Annotated in this window: 17 protein-coding genes; 6 read left to right on the top strand and 11 right to left on the bottom strand. The window is 67.9% G+C overall.

Annotated features, from left to right (window positions below; all coding sequences use genetic code 11):
• The first annotated feature begins 177 nt into the window (after positions 1-177).
• Genes ABIS05_RS05345 through ABIS05_RS05325 form a run of 5 tightly spaced genes read left to right on the top strand, consistent with a single transcriptional unit; the run spans position 178 to position 4840 of the window.
• Positions 178-2517, top strand: a complete 2340-nt coding sequence (locus ABIS05_RS05345) for a glycosyl hydrolase 115 family protein (protein WP_348063218.1) — start codon at positions 178-180, stop codon at positions 2515-2517.
• Positions 2518-2565: 48 nt separating this feature from the next.
• Positions 2566-3069, top strand: a complete 504-nt coding sequence (locus ABIS05_RS05340) for a hypothetical protein (protein ID WP_348009397.1) — start codon at positions 2566-2568, stop codon at positions 3067-3069.
• Positions 3070-3082: 13 nt separating this feature from the next.
• Positions 3083-3253 carry a hypothetical protein gene (locus ABIS05_RS05335; protein WP_348009396.1) on the top strand — a complete coding sequence of 57 codons (171 nt, stop codon included), beginning with the start codon at positions 3083-3085 and terminating at the stop codon, positions 3251-3253.
• Between the two features lie 16 nt (positions 3254-3269).
• A complete protein-coding gene (locus ABIS05_RS05330; RefSeq protein WP_348009395.1) occupies positions 3270-3971 on the top strand; it encodes a hypothetical protein in 702 nt (233 codons plus the stop codon).
• Positions 3968-4840: a hypothetical protein gene (locus ABIS05_RS05325; protein WP_348009394.1), complete on the top strand. Its 873-nt coding sequence runs from the start codon at positions 3968-3970 to the stop codon at positions 4838-4840. Before ABIS05_RS05330 ends, ABIS05_RS05325 begins: the two co-directional genes overlap by 4 nt.
• Before the next feature lie 445 nt (positions 4841-5285).
• Here ABIS05_RS05325 and ABIS05_RS05320 read toward each other — a convergent pair whose 3' ends face one another.
• The 3 genes from ABIS05_RS05320 to ABIS05_RS05310 are packed head-to-tail and all read right to left on the bottom strand — an operon-like array spanning position 5286 to position 7992.
• The gene (locus ABIS05_RS05320) at positions 5286-6158 is read right to left on the bottom strand and encodes a hypothetical protein (RefSeq protein ID WP_348009393.1); all 873 of its coding nucleotides are present in this window, start codon (positions 6156-6158) and stop codon (positions 5286-5288) included.
• A gap of 26 nt (positions 6159-6184) precedes the next feature.
• On the bottom strand, positions 6185-6952 hold the full coding sequence (locus ABIS05_RS05315; protein ID WP_348009392.1) for a prolyl oligopeptidase family serine peptidase: 768 nt from the start codon (positions 6950-6952) through the stop codon (positions 6185-6187).
• Complete coding sequence (locus ABIS05_RS05310) at positions 6949-7992, bottom strand: family 43 glycosylhydrolase (RefSeq protein ID WP_348009391.1); 1044 nt, start codon at positions 7990-7992, stop codon at positions 6949-6951. Before ABIS05_RS05310 ends, ABIS05_RS05315 begins: the two co-directional genes overlap by 4 nt.
• Positions 7993-8028: 36 nt before the next feature.
• Between ABIS05_RS05310 and ABIS05_RS05305 the strand changes: the two genes are divergently transcribed.
• Entirely contained in the window at positions 8029-8211 is a 183-nt protein-coding gene (locus tag ABIS05_RS05305; RefSeq protein ID WP_348009390.1) for a hypothetical protein, read from the top strand.
• A gap of 606 nt (positions 8212-8817) precedes the next feature.
• Here the strand turns inward: ABIS05_RS05305 and ABIS05_RS05300 are convergent.
• From ABIS05_RS05300 to ABIS05_RS05265, 8 genes are all read right to left on the bottom strand, one after another.
• Positions 8818-9624 (bottom strand): carbohydrate ABC transporter permease, encoded by an 807-nt coding sequence (locus tag ABIS05_RS05300; RefSeq protein WP_348009389.1) that lies wholly within the window; start codon positions 9622-9624, stop codon positions 8818-8820.
• Positions 9621-10517, bottom strand: coding sequence for a sugar ABC transporter permease (locus ABIS05_RS05295; RefSeq protein ID WP_348009388.1), 897 nt, complete (start codon positions 10515-10517; stop codon positions 9621-9623). Before ABIS05_RS05295 ends, ABIS05_RS05300 begins: the two co-directional genes overlap by 4 nt.
• Entirely contained in the window at positions 10514-11794 is a 1281-nt protein-coding gene (locus tag ABIS05_RS05290) for a sugar ABC transporter substrate-binding protein (RefSeq protein WP_348009387.1), read from the bottom strand. Before ABIS05_RS05290 ends, ABIS05_RS05295 begins: the two co-directional genes overlap by 4 nt.
• Positions 11795-11911: 117 nt before the next feature.
• Entirely contained in the window at positions 11912-13354 is a 1443-nt protein-coding gene (locus ABIS05_RS05285; protein ID WP_348009386.1) for a glucoamylase family protein, read from the bottom strand.
• Between the two features lie 46 nt (positions 13355-13400).
• A complete protein-coding gene (locus tag ABIS05_RS05280) occupies positions 13401-16355 on the bottom strand; it encodes a TonB-dependent receptor domain-containing protein (RefSeq protein ID WP_348009385.1) in 2955 nt (984 codons plus the stop codon).
• A 41-nt stretch (positions 16356-16396) separates the two neighbouring features.
• Positions 16397-17404: a LacI family DNA-binding transcriptional regulator gene (locus ABIS05_RS05275; protein WP_348009384.1), complete on the bottom strand. Its 1008-nt coding sequence runs from the start codon at positions 17402-17404 to the stop codon at positions 16397-16399.
• 309 nt (positions 17405-17713) lie between these two features.
• The gene (locus ABIS05_RS05270) at positions 17714-18958 is read right to left on the bottom strand and encodes a hypothetical protein (RefSeq protein ID WP_348009383.1); all 1245 of its coding nucleotides are present in this window, start codon (positions 18956-18958) and stop codon (positions 17714-17716) included.
• Entirely contained in the window at positions 18939-19274 is a 336-nt protein-coding gene (locus ABIS05_RS05265) for a hypothetical protein (protein WP_348009382.1), read from the bottom strand. The genes ABIS05_RS05270 and ABIS05_RS05265 overlap by 20 nt, the downstream gene beginning before the upstream one ends.
• Positions 19275-19392 lie beyond the last annotated feature (118 nt).

The following is a 19392-nucleotide window of genomic DNA, read 5'->3' as shown; positions in this document are numbered from 1 at the left end:
AAACGGTTCGGCCTGCCAATGCCCAGGAACACAGCCACAGAGACACAGAGGCACAGAGAGAGTGGTGCTTTCTCTGTGCCTCTGTGCCTCTGTGGCTGTGTTGGGTATTGGTTGCGGCGACTGTTGGTGCTGGCGTGTGTGCTGGCCGGCGCAGCGCATGCAGCGCTTACCGTCGACGTGAGGGCTACATCCACCAGCCTGCCACTCGACGGCGCCGTCATCGTCGCGGCGCCCGAGGCCGACCCGCTCGAAGCTTTCGTTGCACAAGACCTCGCCGACGACCTGAAGCGCCTGGGCCTGCGCACGGCGACGAAAGGATCGGTGCAGATCTGGATCGGCACCGCCGGCCGGCACCCCGCCATTGATGCTGCGGGCCTGGACCTGAGCAAGCTCAAAGGCTGCTGGGAGTGCTTCCAGATTGCACTGCTGCGCAACCCCGCGCCCGGCGTGAAGCAGGCCCTCGTCCTCGTCGGCGCCGACCGCCGTGGCACGGCCTACGGCGTCTACACATTGAGCCAGGCGCTGGGCGTGTCGCCCTGGCACTGGTGGGCCGACGTCGCACCGCTCAAGCGCGGCCCGCTGCACGTCAGCGTTAGCGAGCCAGTGCACGACGGCCCCGCCGTGAAGTACCGCGGCCTCTTCATCAACGACGAGGACTGGGGCCTGCAGCCCTGGGCCGCCAACACCTTCGAGCCCGAGGCCGGCAACATCGGCCCGCGCACCTACGAGCAGGTCTTCCGCCTGCTGCTGCGCCTGAAGGCCAACACGCTGTGGCCGGCCATGCACCAGGTCTCGGGCGCCTTCAACGCCAACCCACGCAATGCTGAACTGGCGCAGCGCTACGGCATCGTCATGGGCTCGTCCCACGCCGAACCCATGCTGCGCAACAACGTCTCCGAATGGAAGGCGCCGGCTGACCAGTACAACTACGCGACGCATGCCGAGCAGGTGCGCGACTACTGGACCGAGCGGCTGAAGACGAATGGCCGCTACGAGAGCCTGTTCACGCTGGGCATGCGCGGCATCCACGACTCCGGCATGCAGGGCGGCGGCACGGTCGCCGAGAAGCAGGCGCTGCTGAATCGCCTCATTGCCGACCAGCGCGAGCTGCTCGCCAAGCATGTCGGCGACCCGGCGCAACTGCCCCAGGTCTTCGTGCCCTACAAGGAAGTGTTGCCGTTGCTGCCTGGCTTGGCCTTGCCGGACGACGTGACGCTGGTCTGGCCCGACGACAACTTCGGCTACCTCCGCCAGTTCCCCGATGCCGCCCAGGCGAAGCGTTCGGGCGGCTCGGGCGTGTACTACCACCTGAGCTACCTCGGCGCGCCGCTGTCCTACCTGTGGCTCAGCACGACGCCACCGGCCCTCGTCGCCGAGGAGATGGGCCGTGCCTTCGACGCCGGCGTGCAGCGGCTGTGGATGGCCAATGCGGGCGACATCAAGCCGCACGAGGTCAACCTCAGCCACTGGTTCGACCTGGCCTGGAACCCGGCCGCCGTGCGCGCGCAAGGGCAGCAGGCGTACTTGGCCGACCTGGCGCAGCGGCTCTTCGGCATCGCTGAAATCGGCTCGATCTGGGACGGCTACTACCGCCTCAACTTCGAGCGCCGCCCCGAGCATCTGCAGTTCCACCTGCCCGGCGAGCGCATGAAGCGCAGCGGCATGACCGCCGCCGCCATCAACGAGCGCCTGACCCGCTTCGCCCAGCTGCTGGCCGCGCTGGACGCCGTGCGCCCGCGCATCGCCGCTGAGCAGCGCGCCGGCTTCTTCCAGCTCGTCGAATACCCGCTGCGCGCCTCGGCGCTGGCCAACGAGCGCTTCTTCGCGCTGGAGCGCTACGCCACGACGCTGGAGCGCAACCCCGCCGGTGCGCGCGCCTTCGCCGCGCAGGCCGTGCGCGCCGACCAGCGCCTCAAGGCCTTGACCGCCCGCTACAACACCGGCCGCTGGGCCGGCATCCTGGCCGAGGAACCGGCCGACGGCCTGTGGACGAGCTACCGCCAGCAGGCCCCATTGCTACCGGCTCCCGGCCTGGGCGGCCGTGCGCCCGATGCGCTGGGCGACCTGGCCTGTGCCGCCGCTGACCTCGCCCGGCTGCCCCTCGTCGAGCCCATCGCGCCGCTGCTGCGCGTGGCCGACACCGAGGGCTGGCGCCGCGTGCCCGGCCTGGGCCGTGGCGACGGTGTGCTCGTCGCGCAGCAGCCCGGCGCCACGCTGACGCTGGAGGCACCGGCGAGCGACGCCAACTGTCTGCGCGTGCACGTGCTGCCGACCTACCCGCTGACCGCCGGCGAGCCCTGGCAGGCCGACGTGAAGGTCGACGGCCAGACCCACGCGCTGCGCTGGCTTCGCGGCACGCAAGACGCCGCCTGGGCGCAAGGCGTGCTGGCCAATCGACTGAGCGCATCCCTGACCTTGCCGGAACGCGCCACCGGTCCGCTGCGCCTGCAACTGCTGGCCGGCCAGCGTGATCTGATGTTCGACGGCGCCGAGCTGCTGCCCGGTGCCTGTCGCTGACCGCAGGCCTTAGGCTGCGATCCCTTTGACGTCGCACATGGAGCACGCATGAAATCACTCGCATCGGCGCTAGCCCTCGCCCTCACGCTTGGCGTGGGTGCTGCTCCGGGGTCCACACCGGCGGCCGATGCGGCCCCGGCCCAGTCGCAAGTCGACGTGGTGGGAAGCGTCTTCGGGCTGTTCAAGCTCCGCAGCGACGGAACGGCGCTCTTCGAGCCGGCGACGGTGGTGCCGCTGGTGCAGGGCCAGGCCTATGGCTGGATGCTGAAGCTGCGCACCGATGCCAAACAGGTGCGCTGGCGCGAGGAGTTCATGCTGCCGGCTGCGCCGGAGGTCTGGAACGGTGCCGCCAGCGTCCCCGCCGATGCCGGCGTGAAGCACACGCTGTCGGCCGACTCGCGCGTGTCGATCATGGAGCGCGTCGTGGCGCCCGAGGGCGGCGTACTCATGAATAGTTGGGCGGTCGAGAAGGGCGACCCGGCGGGCACCTACCGCATCCGTGTGTTTGTCGAGGGCCGGCTCGCGGCCAGCTTCGAGTTCGATGTGCGCTGAGGAAAGACTTTCAATGTCTCTGCTTCGCTCCACCCTGGCCGCTCTTCTTGCCGCCGCACTGGCCAGGCCGGCCCTGGCGCAGAACCCGCTCGCCCTCGGCAAGGACCTGCGCACCGCCGACCCCTCCGGCCACGTGTGGAAGGACGGCAAGATGTGGCTCTACACCTCGCACGACGAGGAATGACTGTCCACTCCGCCCGATGAAGCCCACGCTGCCTGCCACCGTTGTGTTGACCTTCATCGTCGGAGCGGCGGCGGGCGCGGGCCTGGCGGTGTGGGCGATGCCGGGCGGCATGCCTATGGTGGAAGCGCCAACGCTGCCGGTAGCACCGTTGGCGGTCGCGGCGGCGCAGCCCATGCGGGTCGAGCGCGCCGCGCCGCAGGTCGCATCTGCTGCGACCGCCACGCAATGCCCTGCGGCCCCGCTGCCGCCGGCCTGCCCGTCCACGGTAGTGCCGCCGTCTCGCCCGGCAGTGGCTGCGCCGGTCGTGGTCGGGGCGGTGCCGGTGCAGCTGTCCACCGAGCACGCCGCAGTGCTGATGCCGTCCGGCGTCGACAACCGTGCCCCCAGCCTGCAGGAGCTGCACACGCAGTTGCTAAGCGAGTCTGTCAATGCGCAGTGGGCGCCGGACGTGGAGCAAGCCATCCGTCAGGCCATCGCTGCCGGCAACGGCACGGGCGAGTTCGACGTGCCAACCGTGAGCTGCCGCCAGACCCTCTGCGAGGTGCTTGCCTTCGGCAACCTACCCGGCTCGGGAGAAAAATGGGGCGAGCTGTGGAGCGGCTTCAGCAAGCTGCCGTGGCATGGCCAGTTCAGCGGCACCTCCACGTCGACCTTCGTGCGCAACAACCGCCACGTCATCGTCACCATCCTCCGGCGCAAGCCGGGGCAGCCGGGATGAAACTGAGCCGCCAAGGGATCCCGCTGGTTGTCGCCGCCGTGCTGGTCTTGTCCGCCTTCGCCTGGTGGCGCAGCGATGGCGCGGCGCCGACCGAGCCGGCGCCAGTGCCCGTGGCGCAGACCCAGCCGGCCCCGCTTGCCAGCGCCGTGCCGACTGCGGTGCGCGCGGTCGACACGGCGCCGGCGTTGCCTGCAGTGACGCGCAGCGCCAGCGCAGCAGCAGCCGCCCAGGCGCCGCGCGTGGACGTGTCGAAGTTCCAGCGCGACGTGCAGCAGGCCGTGTCCAGCGACGAGCCCGGCCTGGCTGGCAAGGCTGCGCAGGAACTCGCCGCCTGCGAGGGGCTGGAGAAGGAACGGGACCGAATGCAGGCGTCGATGGAGGCGCGCCAGCGCACCGAACCCAGATCGAACTACCGCGAAGCGGTCACGGGCATGGAGCAGTTCTTTGCCGGCTGTCAGGCGCTGGATGCTGCGGCACGCGCCCAACTGCTGCCCCTGCTGCGCCGCAGCTTGCAGGAAGGAGACCGGGGTGCCGGTGTCGCGCTGGCCCGTCAACTTGGCAGTGACTTCGATCCTGCCCGCGAGCCCGAGGCCATGGCCTCGCTGCGGCGTGATGCCTGGGCTTGCGACCGCAGTTCGATCTCCACGCTGAGCCTGCTCTCATCCCGCCACCCGCAGTTGCTGACGCCGAACGAACAGGGGGCGATGCGCCAGATGCAGCGCAGTAGCCCAATGGCGCGTGCATTGGCGGACGGCCAGCCGGCCCAGCGCGCGCTGATGGAGCGGCGTTTCAAACTCCCCGCCGACGCCGATCCTGCCGAAGTGGCCCGGCTGGCCGCCACGATCCAGGCGCAATGCAAGGACGACTGATGGTTGCGTCCTCGGCGATGACGCGCGCCGTTCGCATTTGCTGACGCGGCCCGAGTGGGCCGCCGTCTGGCGACTGGATCGCAGCAGGCCGATGCTGGGCAAGCCTTGGCGCTCGCTGCTGATCGCTTCGGCGCCGCCCGCTGACGACTTTTTTGCCGAAGTGGACGGGATCATCGCCAACATCCAGGCGCAATGCGGAAACGACAAGTGGCGCCAGCGCCGCTGGATGACCGTCAGAGACGCCCGCAGATCGCCGGAGGGCCGCGCTCGCCGGTTTCGGCACCTTCGCGTTCAATGCCTACGTCAACCCCAAGCAAGGCGATGCGGCGAGCGGGGATTCGCTGAAGAAGGCGCCACCCAGGCTGACGGCCGACCACCTCGGGCGGAATGTTGACCAGCTTGCCAGCTCATGCTCTCAAGGCTGGGACGGCCTGGATGCCGGCGCTCATTCCCTGCTCTGGGTTCCCTGCTCTGCCAGCGCCCGCCACCAAGCCATCGTGCGCGCCGTTCGGCTGGGCGGCTCCGGTGCTCGCTCGGGAATGAGGTGAGCCGTGGACAGGGTGGCGCGGGCCAGGAAGGGCAGCGTAAAGAGCAGCGGCAGCGCCATCAGGCGGAGCGCCTCGGTCGTGCCCGGCTGCACGTCCAACGGCAGTTGCACGGAGGACGGCAGCGTGTGCACCTGCTGCGAGAGCTGCAGCGTGACGGCGTTGTGCCAGTCGGCGTTCACGCCGCTCAGGGCGCAGCGCTGGCGTTGGCCGAGATGGAATGCCGGCGAGTCGCCCTTGGCCATGCGCTGGCGCAACGCCGCCTGCAGGTCGGCGTGCAACGACGCGAAGAAGGCGTGCGCCTCAAGCGCAGCTTGGCGCCGTGCCAGGTCGGCGCGGATGGCGTCGACGCGCGGATCCACCGCGCCCATGTCGCCGAACATCTTCAGGCGGCGGGTCGCGTCGTGCAGCTCCCACAGCTGGATGCGAAAACCTCGCTCCGAGTCCGTCACGTCGTGCCCTGCGATGTACTCGAAGGCATCGTGCGCCTCCACAGCACAGCGGGCCAGCGCGCTCATGGAGGGCATGTCCAGCAGGTCCTTGACGGTCCTCTCGCCGGATTGCGCCGCCAGGCTGCGCAGCGCGACGCAGTGGGACACCAGCTTGACGTAGATCAGCCCACCGCAGCGCGCCTGTACGGATGGGCTGGTGAAGCCGGCCAGCGCCGCTGATGTCGCCTTGCCGTGCTCCAGCACAGCATCGAATTCGCGGACCTTGGCCTTGTAGTCGCCCCAGGTGTTGATTGCTTCCAGCATGCTCAGTTCGTTGTTCAAGTGCGTCTGCGAGATTAGGCGAAGTTTCAGCGGGCCAGTTTGGCGGTCATCCACCGGGCCGCCATCGCCGGCCATTGGCCTTGCGTGCCATCCAGCCCGCGCAGTGCAAATCCATGCTCCGCCTGCGGGAAGACATGCGCCTCCACGTCGAGATTGTGCTGCTGCGCCGCCACGATGAGGTTGAGCGCATGCTGCACCGGCACGATGGCGTCGTGCAGCGCGTAGGCCAGGAGCACCGGGCACTTGGGCAACCCGTGCGGCTCACTGGCGATGCCGATGGGCCAGGCGTCGTAAAAGGCCTGCTTCTCGGGCGGCGGGAAGTCGGGTTTGCCTGGCGGGAACTTGTGGTCGCGGTGGTTGGCGTTGAGGGGCGCGTAGGCGATGACGGCCCCCGCGCTCTCACCCTGGCAGGCCATCACGCCGGCCAGGTGGCCGCCGGAGGACAGGCCGACATGCAGCAGCGGCAGCGGCGGCAACGTGGCGAGATAGTTCATGGCGAGCAGGCCGTCCTGCAGCGCAATGTCGAAGGCATGGCCGTCCTGGCCGGGCAGGCGGTGGACCAGCACATAGGCGTCCAGCCCCAGCGTGTTCAGCCACTGCGCGATCTCGACGCCTTCCTTGTCGTGCATCAGCTGCAGATAGCCGCCGCCGGCGTAGACGAGGGCACGGCAACGCGCGGGCTTGGGCGATGGGTAGGCATGCAACTCGGCCCGCGTCGGCCGGCGGCACGTGCGGTCTGGCGATTCGCCGTCGAAGACGTTGGGATCGCCAGCGGACAGTGCGATCACGTTCATGGCCCTTCCTTCAGCGGCTGACCGAAGTCGGGCATGCCGTCGGCCGTGAAAATCAGCGGTTGCACGCGCGTGGCGCGGCCGGTGTCCTTCAGCGGGTCGCCAACGATGTCGCGGTAGTTGCGGGCGTGGAAGACGTTCAGCACCGTGCCGTCGGGCTCGACAAGAAAGCTGTTGTGGCCCGGGCCGTACTGGCCGTTCTCGGGGCTGCTGACGAACACCGGGCCGGGCGACTTGCGCCAGCTCTTCGCGTCCAGCAGGTCGGCGTTCTCGTCGGCCCACAGCAGGCCCAGGCAGTACTCGGCGCCGGTGCCGGCCGCCGAGTAGGTCATGAAGACGCGGCCGCCGTGGATGAGCACGGCGGGCGCCTCGTTGACCTGGTGGCGCACCTTCTCCCAGGCGTAGTCGGGCTGGCTCAGGCGCAGCTGCGGGCCCTCCAGCTCGGTTGGGCTCTTCATGCGCGAGAGGTAGATGTTGGTGCCGTGGTTCTTGCTCGCCGGGTCGTTCTGCGCCCAGGCCATGTAGCGCTTACCGCGGTGCTCGAAGAGCGTGGCGTCGAGCGTGAAGGTTTCCCACTGCGTCTTGACCTGGCCGCGCTCCGTCCACTCGCCCTGCATCGGGTCGGCGGCGGTGTTCTCCAGCGTCCACAGGCGGATCTTCCACGGCTCCTTGGCCTCACCGGCGCTGAAGTGGATGAACCAGCGGCCATCCAGAAAGGCCAGCTCGGGTGCCCAGATGTGGCGGCTCATGGGGCCCTGCTCGTGCCGGCGCCAGACGACCTTGGGCTCGGCCGTGGCCAGGCCCGCGATGCTGCGCGCCCGGCGCAGCTCCAGCATGTCGTAGGCCGGCGCCGTGGCCATCAGGTAGTACCACTCGCCGTGGCGCGTGATCTGCGGGTCGGCGCGCTGGGCGACGAGCGGGTTGGGCCAGGGCAGGGGCGCCGGAGCGGGTGTCGCCGTGGTCTGCGCGAGAGCGGGCATGAACAGGGCGCTCGCGCCGGCGGCAAGGGCTAGGCGGCGGCTGAAGAGGAGGGAAGCAGGCATAAGGATCAGGGTAGTCGGTAGAACTCGGCTTCGACGATGGACAAGACGCCGCGCCCGAGGCGGCTGGCGCCGGTGGCGACGATTTTCTGGTTCGCGATCTCGGTGTTCGCCGTCCCAGCGCCGCCTTGCGCATTGCCGGTCAGCTCGATGCTGACGTTCTGGCCGCGACTGTTTGCGGGCCAGGAAGACGGCGATGCGGTGCGACTTCATGCTTGTTGACCCGTGGGTTGATGTCGAGAGTGGTGCCGGGATTTCGCCCCGGCGGGCGACTCACTTTTTGGGCCACCAGAAAGTAAGCAAAAAGCTTCCCCCCCTGGCCGCCCCGCCCTTCGCTGCGCTTCGGGTCCCCTGTGGTGCTCAGCCCCGAAGCCCCGCGCCGAACTCGCGCCGCTACGCTCTGCTCAAACAGGCGTCGCGAGTCAGTTCTTGAGGTTCGCTGCGCGAACGGGCTTCGGGTCTTCCGCTCCTCGGCGGGGCTAGAAGGGGGCATGCAGAAATACATCCACCGCCCGGCTGTTGGGCTTGGCTGTTCGGCTGTTTCAAAGGGTCCCCTTTGGAGGAGCCGAGAAGCGCAGGAGCCCGGGGCGCGAGCGGAGCGAGCCTCAAGCTCTGACTTCGCGCCGCCTGTTTGAACGCAGCGTAGCGAAGTGAGTTCGGCGCGGCCCCGGGTTCCGAGCATCGCAGGGCACCCCTCGCAGAGGGGCGACGGAACAGGGGCGACTTTTTGCCTTCTTTTTGGTCGCTCAAAAAGAAGGTCGCCCGCCGGGGCGAACTCCCGGCTGAGCCTCGCCACTAAGCCACAGCAACGAGCAAACGCACAGCCCGTCACTTCACACTCCCCATCAACAACCCCTGCATGTAATACCTCTGCAGCGCCACAAACAACACCAGCACCGGCAACACCGTGATCACGGCCCCGGCCATCATCAATTCACTGTCCTGCACATGCTCCCGCGACAACGCGGCAAGCGCGACCGGCAGCGTGTGCATCTCCCCATCCGTCAACACGATCAACGGCCACATGAAGTCGTTCCAGCTGCCGAGAAAAGCAAACACCGCCAAAGTCACCAACACCGGCTTCAACGTCGGCAGCACGATGTTCCAGAAGATGCGCCACTCGCCCGCACCATCCAGCCGAGCCGCTTCCAGCAACTCATCCGGCACCCCCCGCGCGTACTGCCGCACCAGAAAAATCCCGAAGATCCCGGCCATGCTCGGGATCAACACGCCCATCCAGGTGTTCACCAGCCCCATGCCCTTGAGCATCAGAAACAGCGGCAGCATCGCCACCTGCCCGGGGATCACGAGCGCCGCGATCAAAAGCCCGAACACCCGCTCGCGATGCCGAAAGCGCAGCTTGGCGAACGAGTAGCCCGCCAGCGTGTTGAAGCTCACCGACATCAGGGTGCTGACCACCGCCAGCCCCAGGCTGTTGACGAAGGCGCGCTTCAGGCCGCCGTCGCCGAGCAGCGCGCGGTAGTGAACCAGCGTCGGGTCATGCGGGATCAACGGCGGTGGCAGCGAGGACGCACTGCCGGCCGGCATCAGCGACACGCAGACCATCCACACCAGCGGAAACACGGCCAGCCCCGCGAAGGCCCACACCAGCCCGTTGACGAGGATGCGCTTCACGCCGCCTCCCCCGTCCAGCGCCGCTGCAGCGCGATCAGCCCCTTGCTGACCACCACGATGATGAGGAACAGCACAAAGGCGACGGCCGAGGCCAGGCCCAGGTTCCACCACTTGAAGCCTTCCTCGTACATCAGGTAGAGCACGCTGACCGTGCTTTGCAGCGGGCCGCCCTGCGTCATCACATAGGGCTCCGCAAACAGCTGGAAGTAGCCCGCCGTCGTCAGGATGGCGACCATCAGCAGCGTGGGCGCGATGTTGGCGAGCGTGATGTAGCGGAATTGCGCCCAGCTGCGCGCGCCGTCGAGCCGGGCGGCTTCGTACAGGTCCTGCGGCACGGCCTGCAGCGCGGCGATGAAGATGATCATGTTGCCGCCAAAGTTCTTCCACGCGGCGAAGCCAATGATGGTCGGCATCGACCAGTGCGGGTCCCCCAACCAATCGATGGGGTCGACACCGAAGTGCAGCAAGGTGTAGTTCACGAGGCCGTACTTCACGTGGAAGAGATAACGCCAGATCACCGCAACGGCCACGAGGGTCGTCACGACGGGGGCGAACAGCGCCGTGCGCAGCAGCGGCTTGAAGCGCACGAGCTTGGACTGCAGCAGCACGGCGGCGGCAAGTGACAGCGCGATGGACAGCGGCACGCCCAGCACGACGAAATAGGCCGTGTTGCCCAGGGCCTGCCAGAACAGCGGCAGGCTCAGCACATGGACGTAGTTGTTCCAGCCCTGCCAGCGCAGGTTGCCGATGTCGGCCAGCGCGTAGATGTCGAAGTCGGTCAGGCTGAGTGCCAGGCCGGCGAACACCGGCACGCCGAAGAACAGCGCGATGACGATGAGCGCTGGGGCGGCGAAGGCCCAGCCGGCAAGGGATTCGCGACCCGCCTTCCTCATGAGGTCGCCCCCGCCTTGTCCAGCATCCAGCGGCGCTTTTCCAGAATGCCGTCCACCCGCGCATCCAGGCCGCGCACGGCCGTGTCGATGCTGTCGCGCCCGCCGACGACGCGCGCTGCGGCGAGTTGCATTTCGCCGACGATGCGCTCCCACTCCGGCACGGCCGGCGTGGGGCGCACGCGCTCCAGCTGGCGGCCAAAGGCGGCGGCGTGGCGGTCCTGCGCCAGCGTGCCGCCGCCCGCAGAACCAGGCAGCGGCATGGCCCAGGTGCTGCGGCGCGGCGGCAGGTCGCCGGTCAGGCGGTAGAAGGCCAGCTGCACGTCGGGCCGGCTGAGGTAGCTGATGAGGGCCCAGGCTTCGGGCTTGTGGCGCGAGCGCTTGAACATGGCCAGGCTGGCGCCGCCAGCGATGGAGGCACCCAGGCCGGTCGGGCCGGGCAGCTCGGCAGTGGTCCACGCATCGTTCAGTTCGGGCGGCAGGCGGCGCTTGAACTCGCCGATGTCCCAGGGGCCCGAGATGTAGAAGGCGAAGGTGCCGCGCCCGAACTCCTGCCAGACGTTGGCGACCTGGTTGTTCGTCAGCCCCGGTGCGTCGCCGCGCTGGAAGCGTTCGGCGTAGAAGCCCAACGCGCGGCGGAAATCGGGCGACGAGAAGTTGCCGAAACGCCCGCCCTCGCGCAGCACCTCGGCCGGCTGCTGCAGCGCCAGCGCCAGCAGCGGGGCGTACTCGTTGGTGGGCATCAGCAGCGGCGTGGCCATGCCGTGCTCGCGCAGGCGGGCGAGCGCGGTGCGCCACTCATCCCAGGTCTGCGGCGAGCGCGGGATGCCGGCGCGCGCGAGCAGGTCCTGGCGCACAAACAGCAGCCGCGTGTCGACGTACCAGGGCAGGCCCACGCGTTGGCCGCCGGCCGTGTTGGTGGCCCAGATGCCGTCGAAATAGTCGGCCGCCTGCAGCATCGGCGTGCGGGCGATCCAGGGCTCCAGCGGCTCCAGGGCACCCAGCGCCTGCATCTCGGGCAGCCAGCTGTTGCCGACCTGGGCGAGGTCGGGCGTCGCGTCACCGGCGAAGGCCGTCAGCAGCTTCTCGTGCGCGGCGGTCCAGGGCAGTTGCTCCACCTTGACGCGCACGCCGGGGTGCTCGCGCTCGAAGCCGGGCAGCAGCTCGGCTACCACCTCGCTCTCGCGGCCCATGGCCCAGAAGCGCAGCGTGGTGGCGCCGGAGTCTCGAGCGCAGCCCGCCAGGGCCGTAGTGGTGGCGAGGAAGGTGCGGCGATGCATGCTCACTCCGCGCCCCGGGCAAAGACAACACAGCCACAGAGGCACAGAGACACAGAGGGAGCTTCATCCCGCCCTCTCTGTGCCTCTGTGCCTCCGTGGCTTTGTTTGAATTTCATTTCAACCGAGCCAGCCGCCCGTGAACCCGGCGCGCTTGAGCCCGCGCACCAGATGCGCGTTCTTGCGCATCACCTGCCACACCAGCTCGCCACGGTGGTTGCCCATCATGGCCAGCAGCGGGCCCTGGTCGATGCCGAGCATGTCGGTGTCCACCCAGCCCTTGCCGGGCTCGATGCGGCCATGCGTGAGGCGCACGTCGGGGAAGTTGAAGCTCGGATTGAAGGCATCCCAGAAGCCGTAGCGGCCGAAGGTGTGCGGGTAGCGCTGCTTGATGGCCATCAGCGCGGGAACGACGATCTCGGGCGCGAAGGCGATGGAGCTGCCCGCCGCGTAGGGTGCCAGCGTGCCGTCGTCGTACAGGCCCATGCCGCGGCCGGCGTAGGTGATGAAGCGGCGCTTCTCGGTCTTGCCGGCGGTGGTGGTGTAGGTCAGCTTGATGTCCGCCGGGCCGTCGCTGGCGCTGACGCCCCAGACCTCGGCGCTGTAACCCTGCCAGCCCAGCGGGTTGGCGGCGGCGTAGGCCTGCTGCGCGTAGGTGGCGCGGCGCGAGTTCTCGAAGTAGTCCAGGCCCTTGGCCGCCATGTAGCGGTCGCGGATGCCGCGGAAGTCCACCCAACAGTGCGTGAACTGGTGGCCGAACAGCGGCGGGAAGCGCAGCAGCGTCTGGCCGTAGCTCTCGCCCCAGCTGTGCTCGTCGTAGGTGCTGAGCCAGGCGTTGTAGGCCTCGGGCGCGACCGGTCGCGTGGGCGAACCCAGTGCCAGCAGATAGACCATCATGGCCTCGTTGTAGCCCTTCCAGTCGCTGGGGATGAAGCCCTTCTCGGGCGACCAGCCGTGGCCGATGGAAGGCGGGCGCACCTGGGCCCAGGCCCAGTCGACGCGGCCGTAGAGCTCGTCCACCAGCGTGCGGATGCCGGCCTCGTCGGCGTGCTCGCCATCGAAAAAGCTCTGGGCATGCAGGGCGCCCATCAGCAGCAGCGCGGTGTCAACCGTTGACAGCTCGCAGCGCGCAAAGCGCAGCCCCGTCTTCATGTCGAGGAAGTGATAGAAAAAGCCCTTGTGCCCGGCCACGCCGGTCTTGCCCGGGCCTTGCGGCAGCGCGGCGAAGAAGCGCAGCGTGGTCAGCGTGCGGTCGCGGGCTTGAGCACGCGTGATGTAGCCGCGCGCCACGCCGACCGGGTAAGCGCTGAGCGCAAAGCCGACGGCCGCGATGCTGGCGAACGAGGGCCTCGGCCAGCGGTCGGGCGCGAGGCCGGTCTGGGCGTCGGTCGTGTCCCAGAAGAAGTCGAAGGTGCGGCGTTCGAGGTCGGCGAGGAAGGCCTCGCTCGCCTGCGCCGGGGCGGGCGAATCAGCAGCCCAGGCGGGCAGCGCTGCGGCCAGCGCGAGGCCAGCGCCAAGCGTCGCGCTTTTGGCGAGCAGGGCGCGTCGTGTCAGTGAATCCATGGCAAAGGTAATTGTGGGAGCCGGCGCAGGCCGACTCCCGAGGTCATCAGAACGTGTAGCTTGCACCCAGCTTGAACTGACGCATCGAGCCGCGCACGCCGGTGCGGGTGTCGAAGTGGTCGTTGTCGCCGCCCAGCGCATTTTTCGGCGGGGTGGACGGGCCACCGACCCAGTCGTCGTAGTAGCCCCAGTTGGCGGTGTTGAACAGGTTCAGCACATCGACGCGCAGTTGCAGCTCACCGCCGTAGACCTTGAAGTTCTTGGCCAGCGCCAGGTCGAGCTGCTTGAACGTGTCGGAGCCACGCGGCACGGCCACGCAGCCGTTGGGGCCGTCAAAGCCGGTGTGGCAGTCCACCACCCGACGCGGTTGGCCATCGCCCACGGTGAGCTTGCCGGAGAGCTGCATGTCCCAGGGCAGGTTGTCCATCAGGCCGCCGACCACCAGGCGGTGCTTCTCGGCGTCCTTCGCCGGACGGAAGCCATGGGTGCCCTTGCCGTAGGTCCAGTCGAAGATGTCGTCGGACCATTCGTTGTTGGTGGTCTTGGCGTCGGTGTACGTGTAGGCCACGGTCATGCTCCAGCCGCTGGCCTGGGTGTAGGGCTTTTCAAGCGACAGGAACAGGCTGGTCGCCTTGTTCTGCCCAACGAAATCCCCCAGCACAACGGTGCCGAAGTTGCGCGGCGCGCCGCCCCAGAACGGGTCCACCGAATTGGAGTTGCCAAAGCCGCCATTGAAGTCGCGGTTGCCGTTGAACCAGATGAACTGGTTCTTGGCGTGGATCTTGGAGACGGCGACGTCCATGTTCCACATGCCGAGCGCCTGGCGCACGCCCAGGCTCATCTGGTCGGCGAACGGCATCTTGAAGTCGTTCTTGATCATCCAGATCTCACCGCCGGGCGCGGCGTTCTTCTGCAGTTCGTCCAGCGCGTTGTTGGCCATCTTGCGGTCGTAACTGCGGCCCCAGCCACCGTAGATGACTGTGGCCTTGCTGCCCAACACGTCGTACGACGCGCCCACTCGCGGCGCCAACGCACCCTTGAAGGCCTTGCGCGAGTTGCCGGTGGAGATGTAGTCGGCGATGTTGATGCCGCCCTTAGCGAGCGACTGCGCGTACGTCTGGCCCGCAGGGGCGGTGACGCCGCTGATGGTGCGGCCATCCAGCGCATTCAACCCCGCGACGCGATCAGCCGGCGTCACGTAGTCGTTGTTGAGCATGTTGTCTTCGTAGTCCCAACGCGCGCCGAGGTTCAGCTCCAACTGCTTGGTGAGCTTCCAGTCGTCCTGCAGGTAGATGCCGTACTGGTTGTTCTTGAGATTCGCAGACGCCGAGGGGATGGGGAGCCGGATGTTGCACTGGTCGCTGGACAAGCCGTTGCTGGCGACGTTGGTGCCGGTGCAGGCCAGTCCGTTGAAGTAGGGCTGGCCGGTGGTTGTGTTCAGCACGGTGTCAATTGCGGCCACGCGGAAGGCCGTGCCGCTGAGGTCGTACTTCATCGCCTTGAACTGCACGCCGCCCTTGATGACATGGCCCGCCAGGCCTGTGTAGGTCAGGTCGTCCTTCAGGTAGTAACCACTCTGGCGCCGATCCTGCGAGTTGGGCGACCCGCCGGTGAAGAAGACGTCCTGAACGTTGTTGATCGCGTTGGTGGGCGAGTACTTGTAGCGAACCAGCGGGTCACCCGAGTCGGACTGCGGGTTCCACTTGGTGCGCTCCATGCCGATGCGAGCTTCGTTGAGCCAGGTGTCACCCGTGTACTCATGAGTGAGCGCTATTCGTTGCTCGGTGTTGACGTTGTTGATAGCCGTCGTCGCCGCAAAGCGATCACCGTCGACGGCGTAGCCGTCTTCCTTGCGCACGGTCACGGAAAGATCCAGCCGCTGGCGGTCATCGATCTCGGCCGACAACTTGCCGAACACCAGATGCTGCGTGAACTTGTTGTTGAACGATCCCTGCTGCGCAGCGATGCCCGGCACGAGGCCTGGGCTGCCCGGGTACTTGTCCAGGTTCGTCGCCGTCAATTGCTTCGGCTTGTCGAGCGACTTGCCGTCATAGGCGAGGAAGTAGTGCAGCTTGTCCGGCACGATGGCGCCGCCCATGCTGAAGCCGGCTTCGATCTGCTTGGTGGATGGCGGCTCGATGCCTTTGGCCTTGTCCTGCTCCTGGATCGGGCTCAGCGAGGTCCAGTTGCTACCCGTGCGATTGCCGTAAACGTTTCCATGCGTTTCATTGCCACCGGATTTGGTGACTGCCGAGATCGCCACGCTGGAGACCTGGTCGTACTCCGCCTTGTAGTTCTGCGTCAGCACGCGGTACTCGGCGATGGCCGCCTGCGGGAAGGGATTGCCCTGACTGGTGTTCTGGCCGGACACGCCACCGCGCAGGATGTTGTTCTTCTGGCCGACGCCGTCGATGAAGACGTTGACCGAGTCGATGTTCTGCGAGCCGCCGCGCAGCCGCGTGTTGCCGCTGGCATCGGTATCGAAGCGCACGCCGGGCGCGAAATCGGCGGCGGACAGGAAGTTGCGCGACGCCTGCGGGATCGCCTCGATCATCTTGTTGGAGACGGTGGTGCCCACCTGCGAGTCGATGACGCCCTGGCGCTGCGAGCTGCCTTCGACGACGACGGTGCCAAGCTGGTTGTCTGGCGCACTGCCAAGGTCCACCGTCGCGTTCTGGCCGACAGACAGCGTGACCTGGCTGCCCGTGGCGGCGCCACCTACGCGGATCTCGTAGTTGCCTGGGCTCAGGCCGACCAGCACATAGCTGCCGCCGACCAACGTCTTCGTGCGGTAGGTGTTGCCGTTGGCCTTGTTGACGGCAACGATGTCCGTGCCCGCCGGCACCGTGACGCCGGCCGTGGAGATCGTGCCGCGCACCGTGGCATTGCCCGTTTGCGCGTGGGCAGGAATGGCAGCCAGCAGCATGCCGCCGAGCAAGCCGGCTGCGCAGAGGTGGCGGGCCAGCAGGCTGGGCCTGCTGCGTGGGTTGCGTGTGCTCATGGTTCTCTGTCTCCTGGTTGTTGTGTGGTCTGAACGGGAACTCAGGTGTCGGCGGCACCGCAGGAGCGGCGCACGACGAGCTGCACCGGCATCACGGTGGTGCTGACGTCGGTGCTGTCTTTTTCAAGCGCATCGGCCAGCGCGTCGAGGGCCTGGCTGCCCAGCGCCGCGATGGGCACGTGCATGGTGGTCAACGCCGGGCTGACGTAGCGCGCAACGGGGATGTCATCGAAGCCGGCGAGCGCGATGTCTTCGGGGATGCGCACGCCGCCGGCCTGCAGCGCGCCGAGCAGGCCGATGGCCATGATGTCGTTGGCGGCAAACACGGCGTCGGGCCGGGCGCTGGCGTGCAGGCCGAGCAGGAAGGCGCCGGCACGCTGGCCGCCGGCCTCGAAGAAGTCGCCCTCTAGCACCCAGGGCCGCACGCCTTCGGGTAGGCCGGCGCGGTAGCCACGTTCGCGCTCGCGCGCCTCGAAGTTGGCCGCAGGGCCGCCCAGGAAGGCGATGCGGCGGCGGCCGGACTTGACGAGGTGTTCGGTCATCTCGCGCGCACCGCCGAAGTTGTCGACGGCGAAGACGCGCTGCGTGGGCGCGCGCACGCCGGAGTTGAGCAGCACGGCCGGCAGCGAGAGCGGCAGGTTCTGCGACAGGAAGTCGTCGTCGGCATGCGGCGACATGACGATGAGGCCGTCCACGCGGCCGTTCATCGCCCGCAGCGCAGCGGCAGCCTCGTCGGCGTCGTCATGCGAGCTGGACAGCAGCAGGTGCAGGCCACGCGCGCGGGCGGCTTGGTCGATGCCACGGATGAGCTCGGAGAAGAACTCGCCGTGCAGGTCGGGCAGCAACGCGCCGATGGTGTCGGTGCGGCGCGTGATGAGGCTGCGCGCGGCACCGGACGGGCTGTAGCGCAGCTCGCGGGCCACGTCGACGATGCGCTGGCGGGTGTCGGGCAACACGTTCTCGGCGCCGTTGAGCGCGCGTGAGACGGTGGCCACCGACACGCCAGCGGCTCGGGCAACGTCCTTGATCGTGGCGGGCGATGGGCTCATGCGTCAGGGGGTCAGTCGTGATGGTGGGCGTCGCGGCGGCACCGCCCGAGAGCGCGGCTGCCGCATACCGTGACGGCCCGTGGAGGGCATGAAGCGATGCCAGCAGCTCACGCCGTCGCCATCGGCGCGGGGCGAGCCTTCGGTCGGGTCGGCAGAAATTGCACAGCGCTCAAGGAGGCCGGGCGGCAACGGTTGTCTCATCCGTGGGACCGGCTGGGCTTGCGCCTGCCGATGTCATGTAAACGTTTACACGTAATTCTGTCGACCGGCCCGTGGGGCGTCAACAGCGTGTTTACCCGGCGCCCATGGTTAGGGATGGCGGTGCCCGAAGTTGCGTCGCACGCCGCGCGTCAAGTCAGACTGAAGTCGTGTGTTGGCGCCGAACTGGCCGCAGTACATGGCCGCGACACCGTCGTCCAGCGGCGTGCCGTCAGGCGTGCGCTTCAGCGCCAGTGGCCGACCCTTCATGGGCTTGAGCGTGGCCACGTAGGGCCGCTGGTCGAAATGGCTGCGGTGGAGCGCGGGTGCAGGTTGACCGGCACCCAGCTGTAGCGCGACGCGAGCTCGATGCGGTGGCCGTCGGGCAGCGCGCATGTCGCGGTGTCGGTGCGCGGCATCTGGGCCGCCGCCGCAGCGGTCGCCGTCAATACCGTCAATGCCGCTGCAGCGTCGCGCCAGGTCTTGCCATCTGCCCGCCGTATTCGAAGTTCGGGTGGGAGTGGCGTGTTGCGACGGGCCGTTCTGCTGGATGCTTCTTCCACGATTAGGCCCCTCAGAAATCCGTCTCGATCCGCTCTCTGGTACGCGGGCGGATGTACCAGCCGCCGACGTGAGATTTGGTCTGATTGGGGGGCTGCCTTGGTAGACGACATGAGCCTCCTCGAAGTCACCGCCGACGTGCGCGCGCTCGAATGAATTGGCCACGTCCCAGCCTACCAGCAGGCCCTCGTCATGCAGGCGCAGCTTGAGCCGAAAGCCCATGCTCTTCTGCTTGCTGTAGTAGGGCAGTTCGTCGAGCAACTGCTGCGGGATGCGGTCGGCCACGGGCACGGTGTAGTCGCCGACGATGATGCCGCCCGCGACGCGAAGAAATCCCCATTCATCTCTGACGGAACGCACGGGGTTCTGGATCATGCCCTCCGCCTCCGGGCCGTCGATGCGCCAGGTCGCGCGAAGTTTGGCAGGGACGCCGAGATCAGAGCCATAGCTAGAGCGGCTGTTGTTCTTTGGGCCAACCGTGCCCGAATAGAAGAGCAACTCATCCTCGTCCAAGATTTCAACGCCACGGAATTTCTCGAACGCATCAACAAACTTCTCGCCGCCTTTGAGATTGCGGAACTTGCGCAGGCGCGCGATGTCGTCCTCGGTCAGCGGCGGGCGACCGGACTTGGCTCGCTTTGTTTTCAAGCGCTCCACTTCGGCGCCCGAAGGGTAGGTGGCGGCGCAGGCCGGCAGCGTCAGCAGGCCTCCGAGGCTCAGGCCTACCCAGGTTCTTCTGTTCATGGCGCCGTTCCTTTTTTCATGGGCGCCTTCATTACTCGCCGGCAAAGGCATAGCCGTGGCTGCGAAGCCAGCTCAGATAGCCCTGCATATCGACCGTGCCCGTGCGGTTGCCATTGCGAATCCAGGCAGGCAGTTGCGCGGGGTCGACGGTTGCCCCTGTGGGCCGGGCGGCATAGTGGATGAAGGCGTGCGTGTCGGCATTGACCATGCTGCGATTGCCGCTTGGCAGTGGAGCCCCGAAGCCCATGTTGCGCTGCGTCGTGCCGCTGGCCGCGCCGCGCACCGTCCGGTCCTCGACGTTGTAGGTGTTGGTGCCGTAGACCGTGCCGGGCACGGTGATCCGCGTGGTCACGGTGGGGTCGCCCACGAGGATGGCATTGCTCTGGTCATGGAGGACGGGATCGGGTTGCCGCCGCCCACCATCGTGCCGCCGCTGCTGCCGCCGCCCACCGAGGCCGGCCCGGCGCCGCCGCAGCTCGGCGAGC

Source organism: Roseateles sp., assembly GCF_039929605.1.
In the GTDB taxonomy this organism is placed as follows: Bacteria; Pseudomonadota; Gammaproteobacteria; order Burkholderiales; family Burkholderiaceae_C; genus Pelomonas.
This window is presented reverse-complemented; position numbering and strand designations above follow the sequence as displayed.

Bases quoted from the DNA above. Each gene is read 5' to 3' on its own strand.
- ABIS05_RS05290 (WP_348009387.1), bottom strand. From the start codon at position 11,794: ATGCATCGCCGCACCTTCCTCGCCACCACTACGGCCCTGGCGGGCTGC.
- ABIS05_RS05270 (WP_348009383.1), bottom strand. From the start codon at position 18,958: ATGCCTTTGCCGGCGAGTAATGAAGGCGCCCATGAAAAAAGGAACGGC.
- ABIS05_RS05295 (WP_348009388.1), bottom strand. From the start codon at position 10,517: ATGAGGAAGGCGGGTCGCGAATCCCTTGCCGGCTGGGCCTTCGCCGCC.
- ABIS05_RS05275 (WP_348009384.1), bottom strand. From the start codon at position 17,404: ATGAGCCCATCGCCCGCCACGATCAAGGACGTTGCCCGAGCCGCTGGC.
- ABIS05_RS05335 (WP_348009396.1), top strand. From the start codon at position 3,083: ATGTCTCTGCTTCGCTCCACCCTGGCCGCTCTTCTTGCCGCCGCACTG.
- ABIS05_RS05310 (WP_348009391.1), bottom strand. From the start codon at position 7,992: ATGCCTGCTTCCCTCCTCTTCAGCCGCCGCCTAGCCCTTGCCGCCGGC.
- ABIS05_RS05330 (WP_348009395.1), top strand. From the start codon at position 3,270: ATGAAGCCCACGCTGCCTGCCACCGTTGTGTTGACCTTCATCGTCGGA.
- ABIS05_RS05305 (WP_348009390.1), top strand. From the start codon at position 8,029: ATGGACAAGACGCCGCGCCCGAGGCGGCTGGCGCCGGTGGCGACGATT.
- ABIS05_RS05325 (WP_348009394.1), top strand. From the start codon at position 3,968: ATGAAACTGAGCCGCCAAGGGATCCCGCTGGTTGTCGCCGCCGTGCTG.
- ABIS05_RS05285 (WP_348009386.1), bottom strand. From the start codon at position 13,354: ATGGATTCACTGACACGACGCGCCCTGCTCGCCAAAAGCGCGACGCTT.
- ABIS05_RS05340 (WP_348009397.1), top strand. From the start codon at position 2,566: ATGAAATCACTCGCATCGGCGCTAGCCCTCGCCCTCACGCTTGGCGTG.
- ABIS05_RS05315 (WP_348009392.1), bottom strand. From the start codon at position 6,952: ATGAACGTGATCGCACTGTCCGCTGGCGATCCCAACGTCTTCGACGGC.
- ABIS05_RS05280 (WP_348009385.1), bottom strand. From the start codon at position 16,355: ATGAGCACACGCAACCCACGCAGCAGGCCCAGCCTGCTGGCCCGCCAC.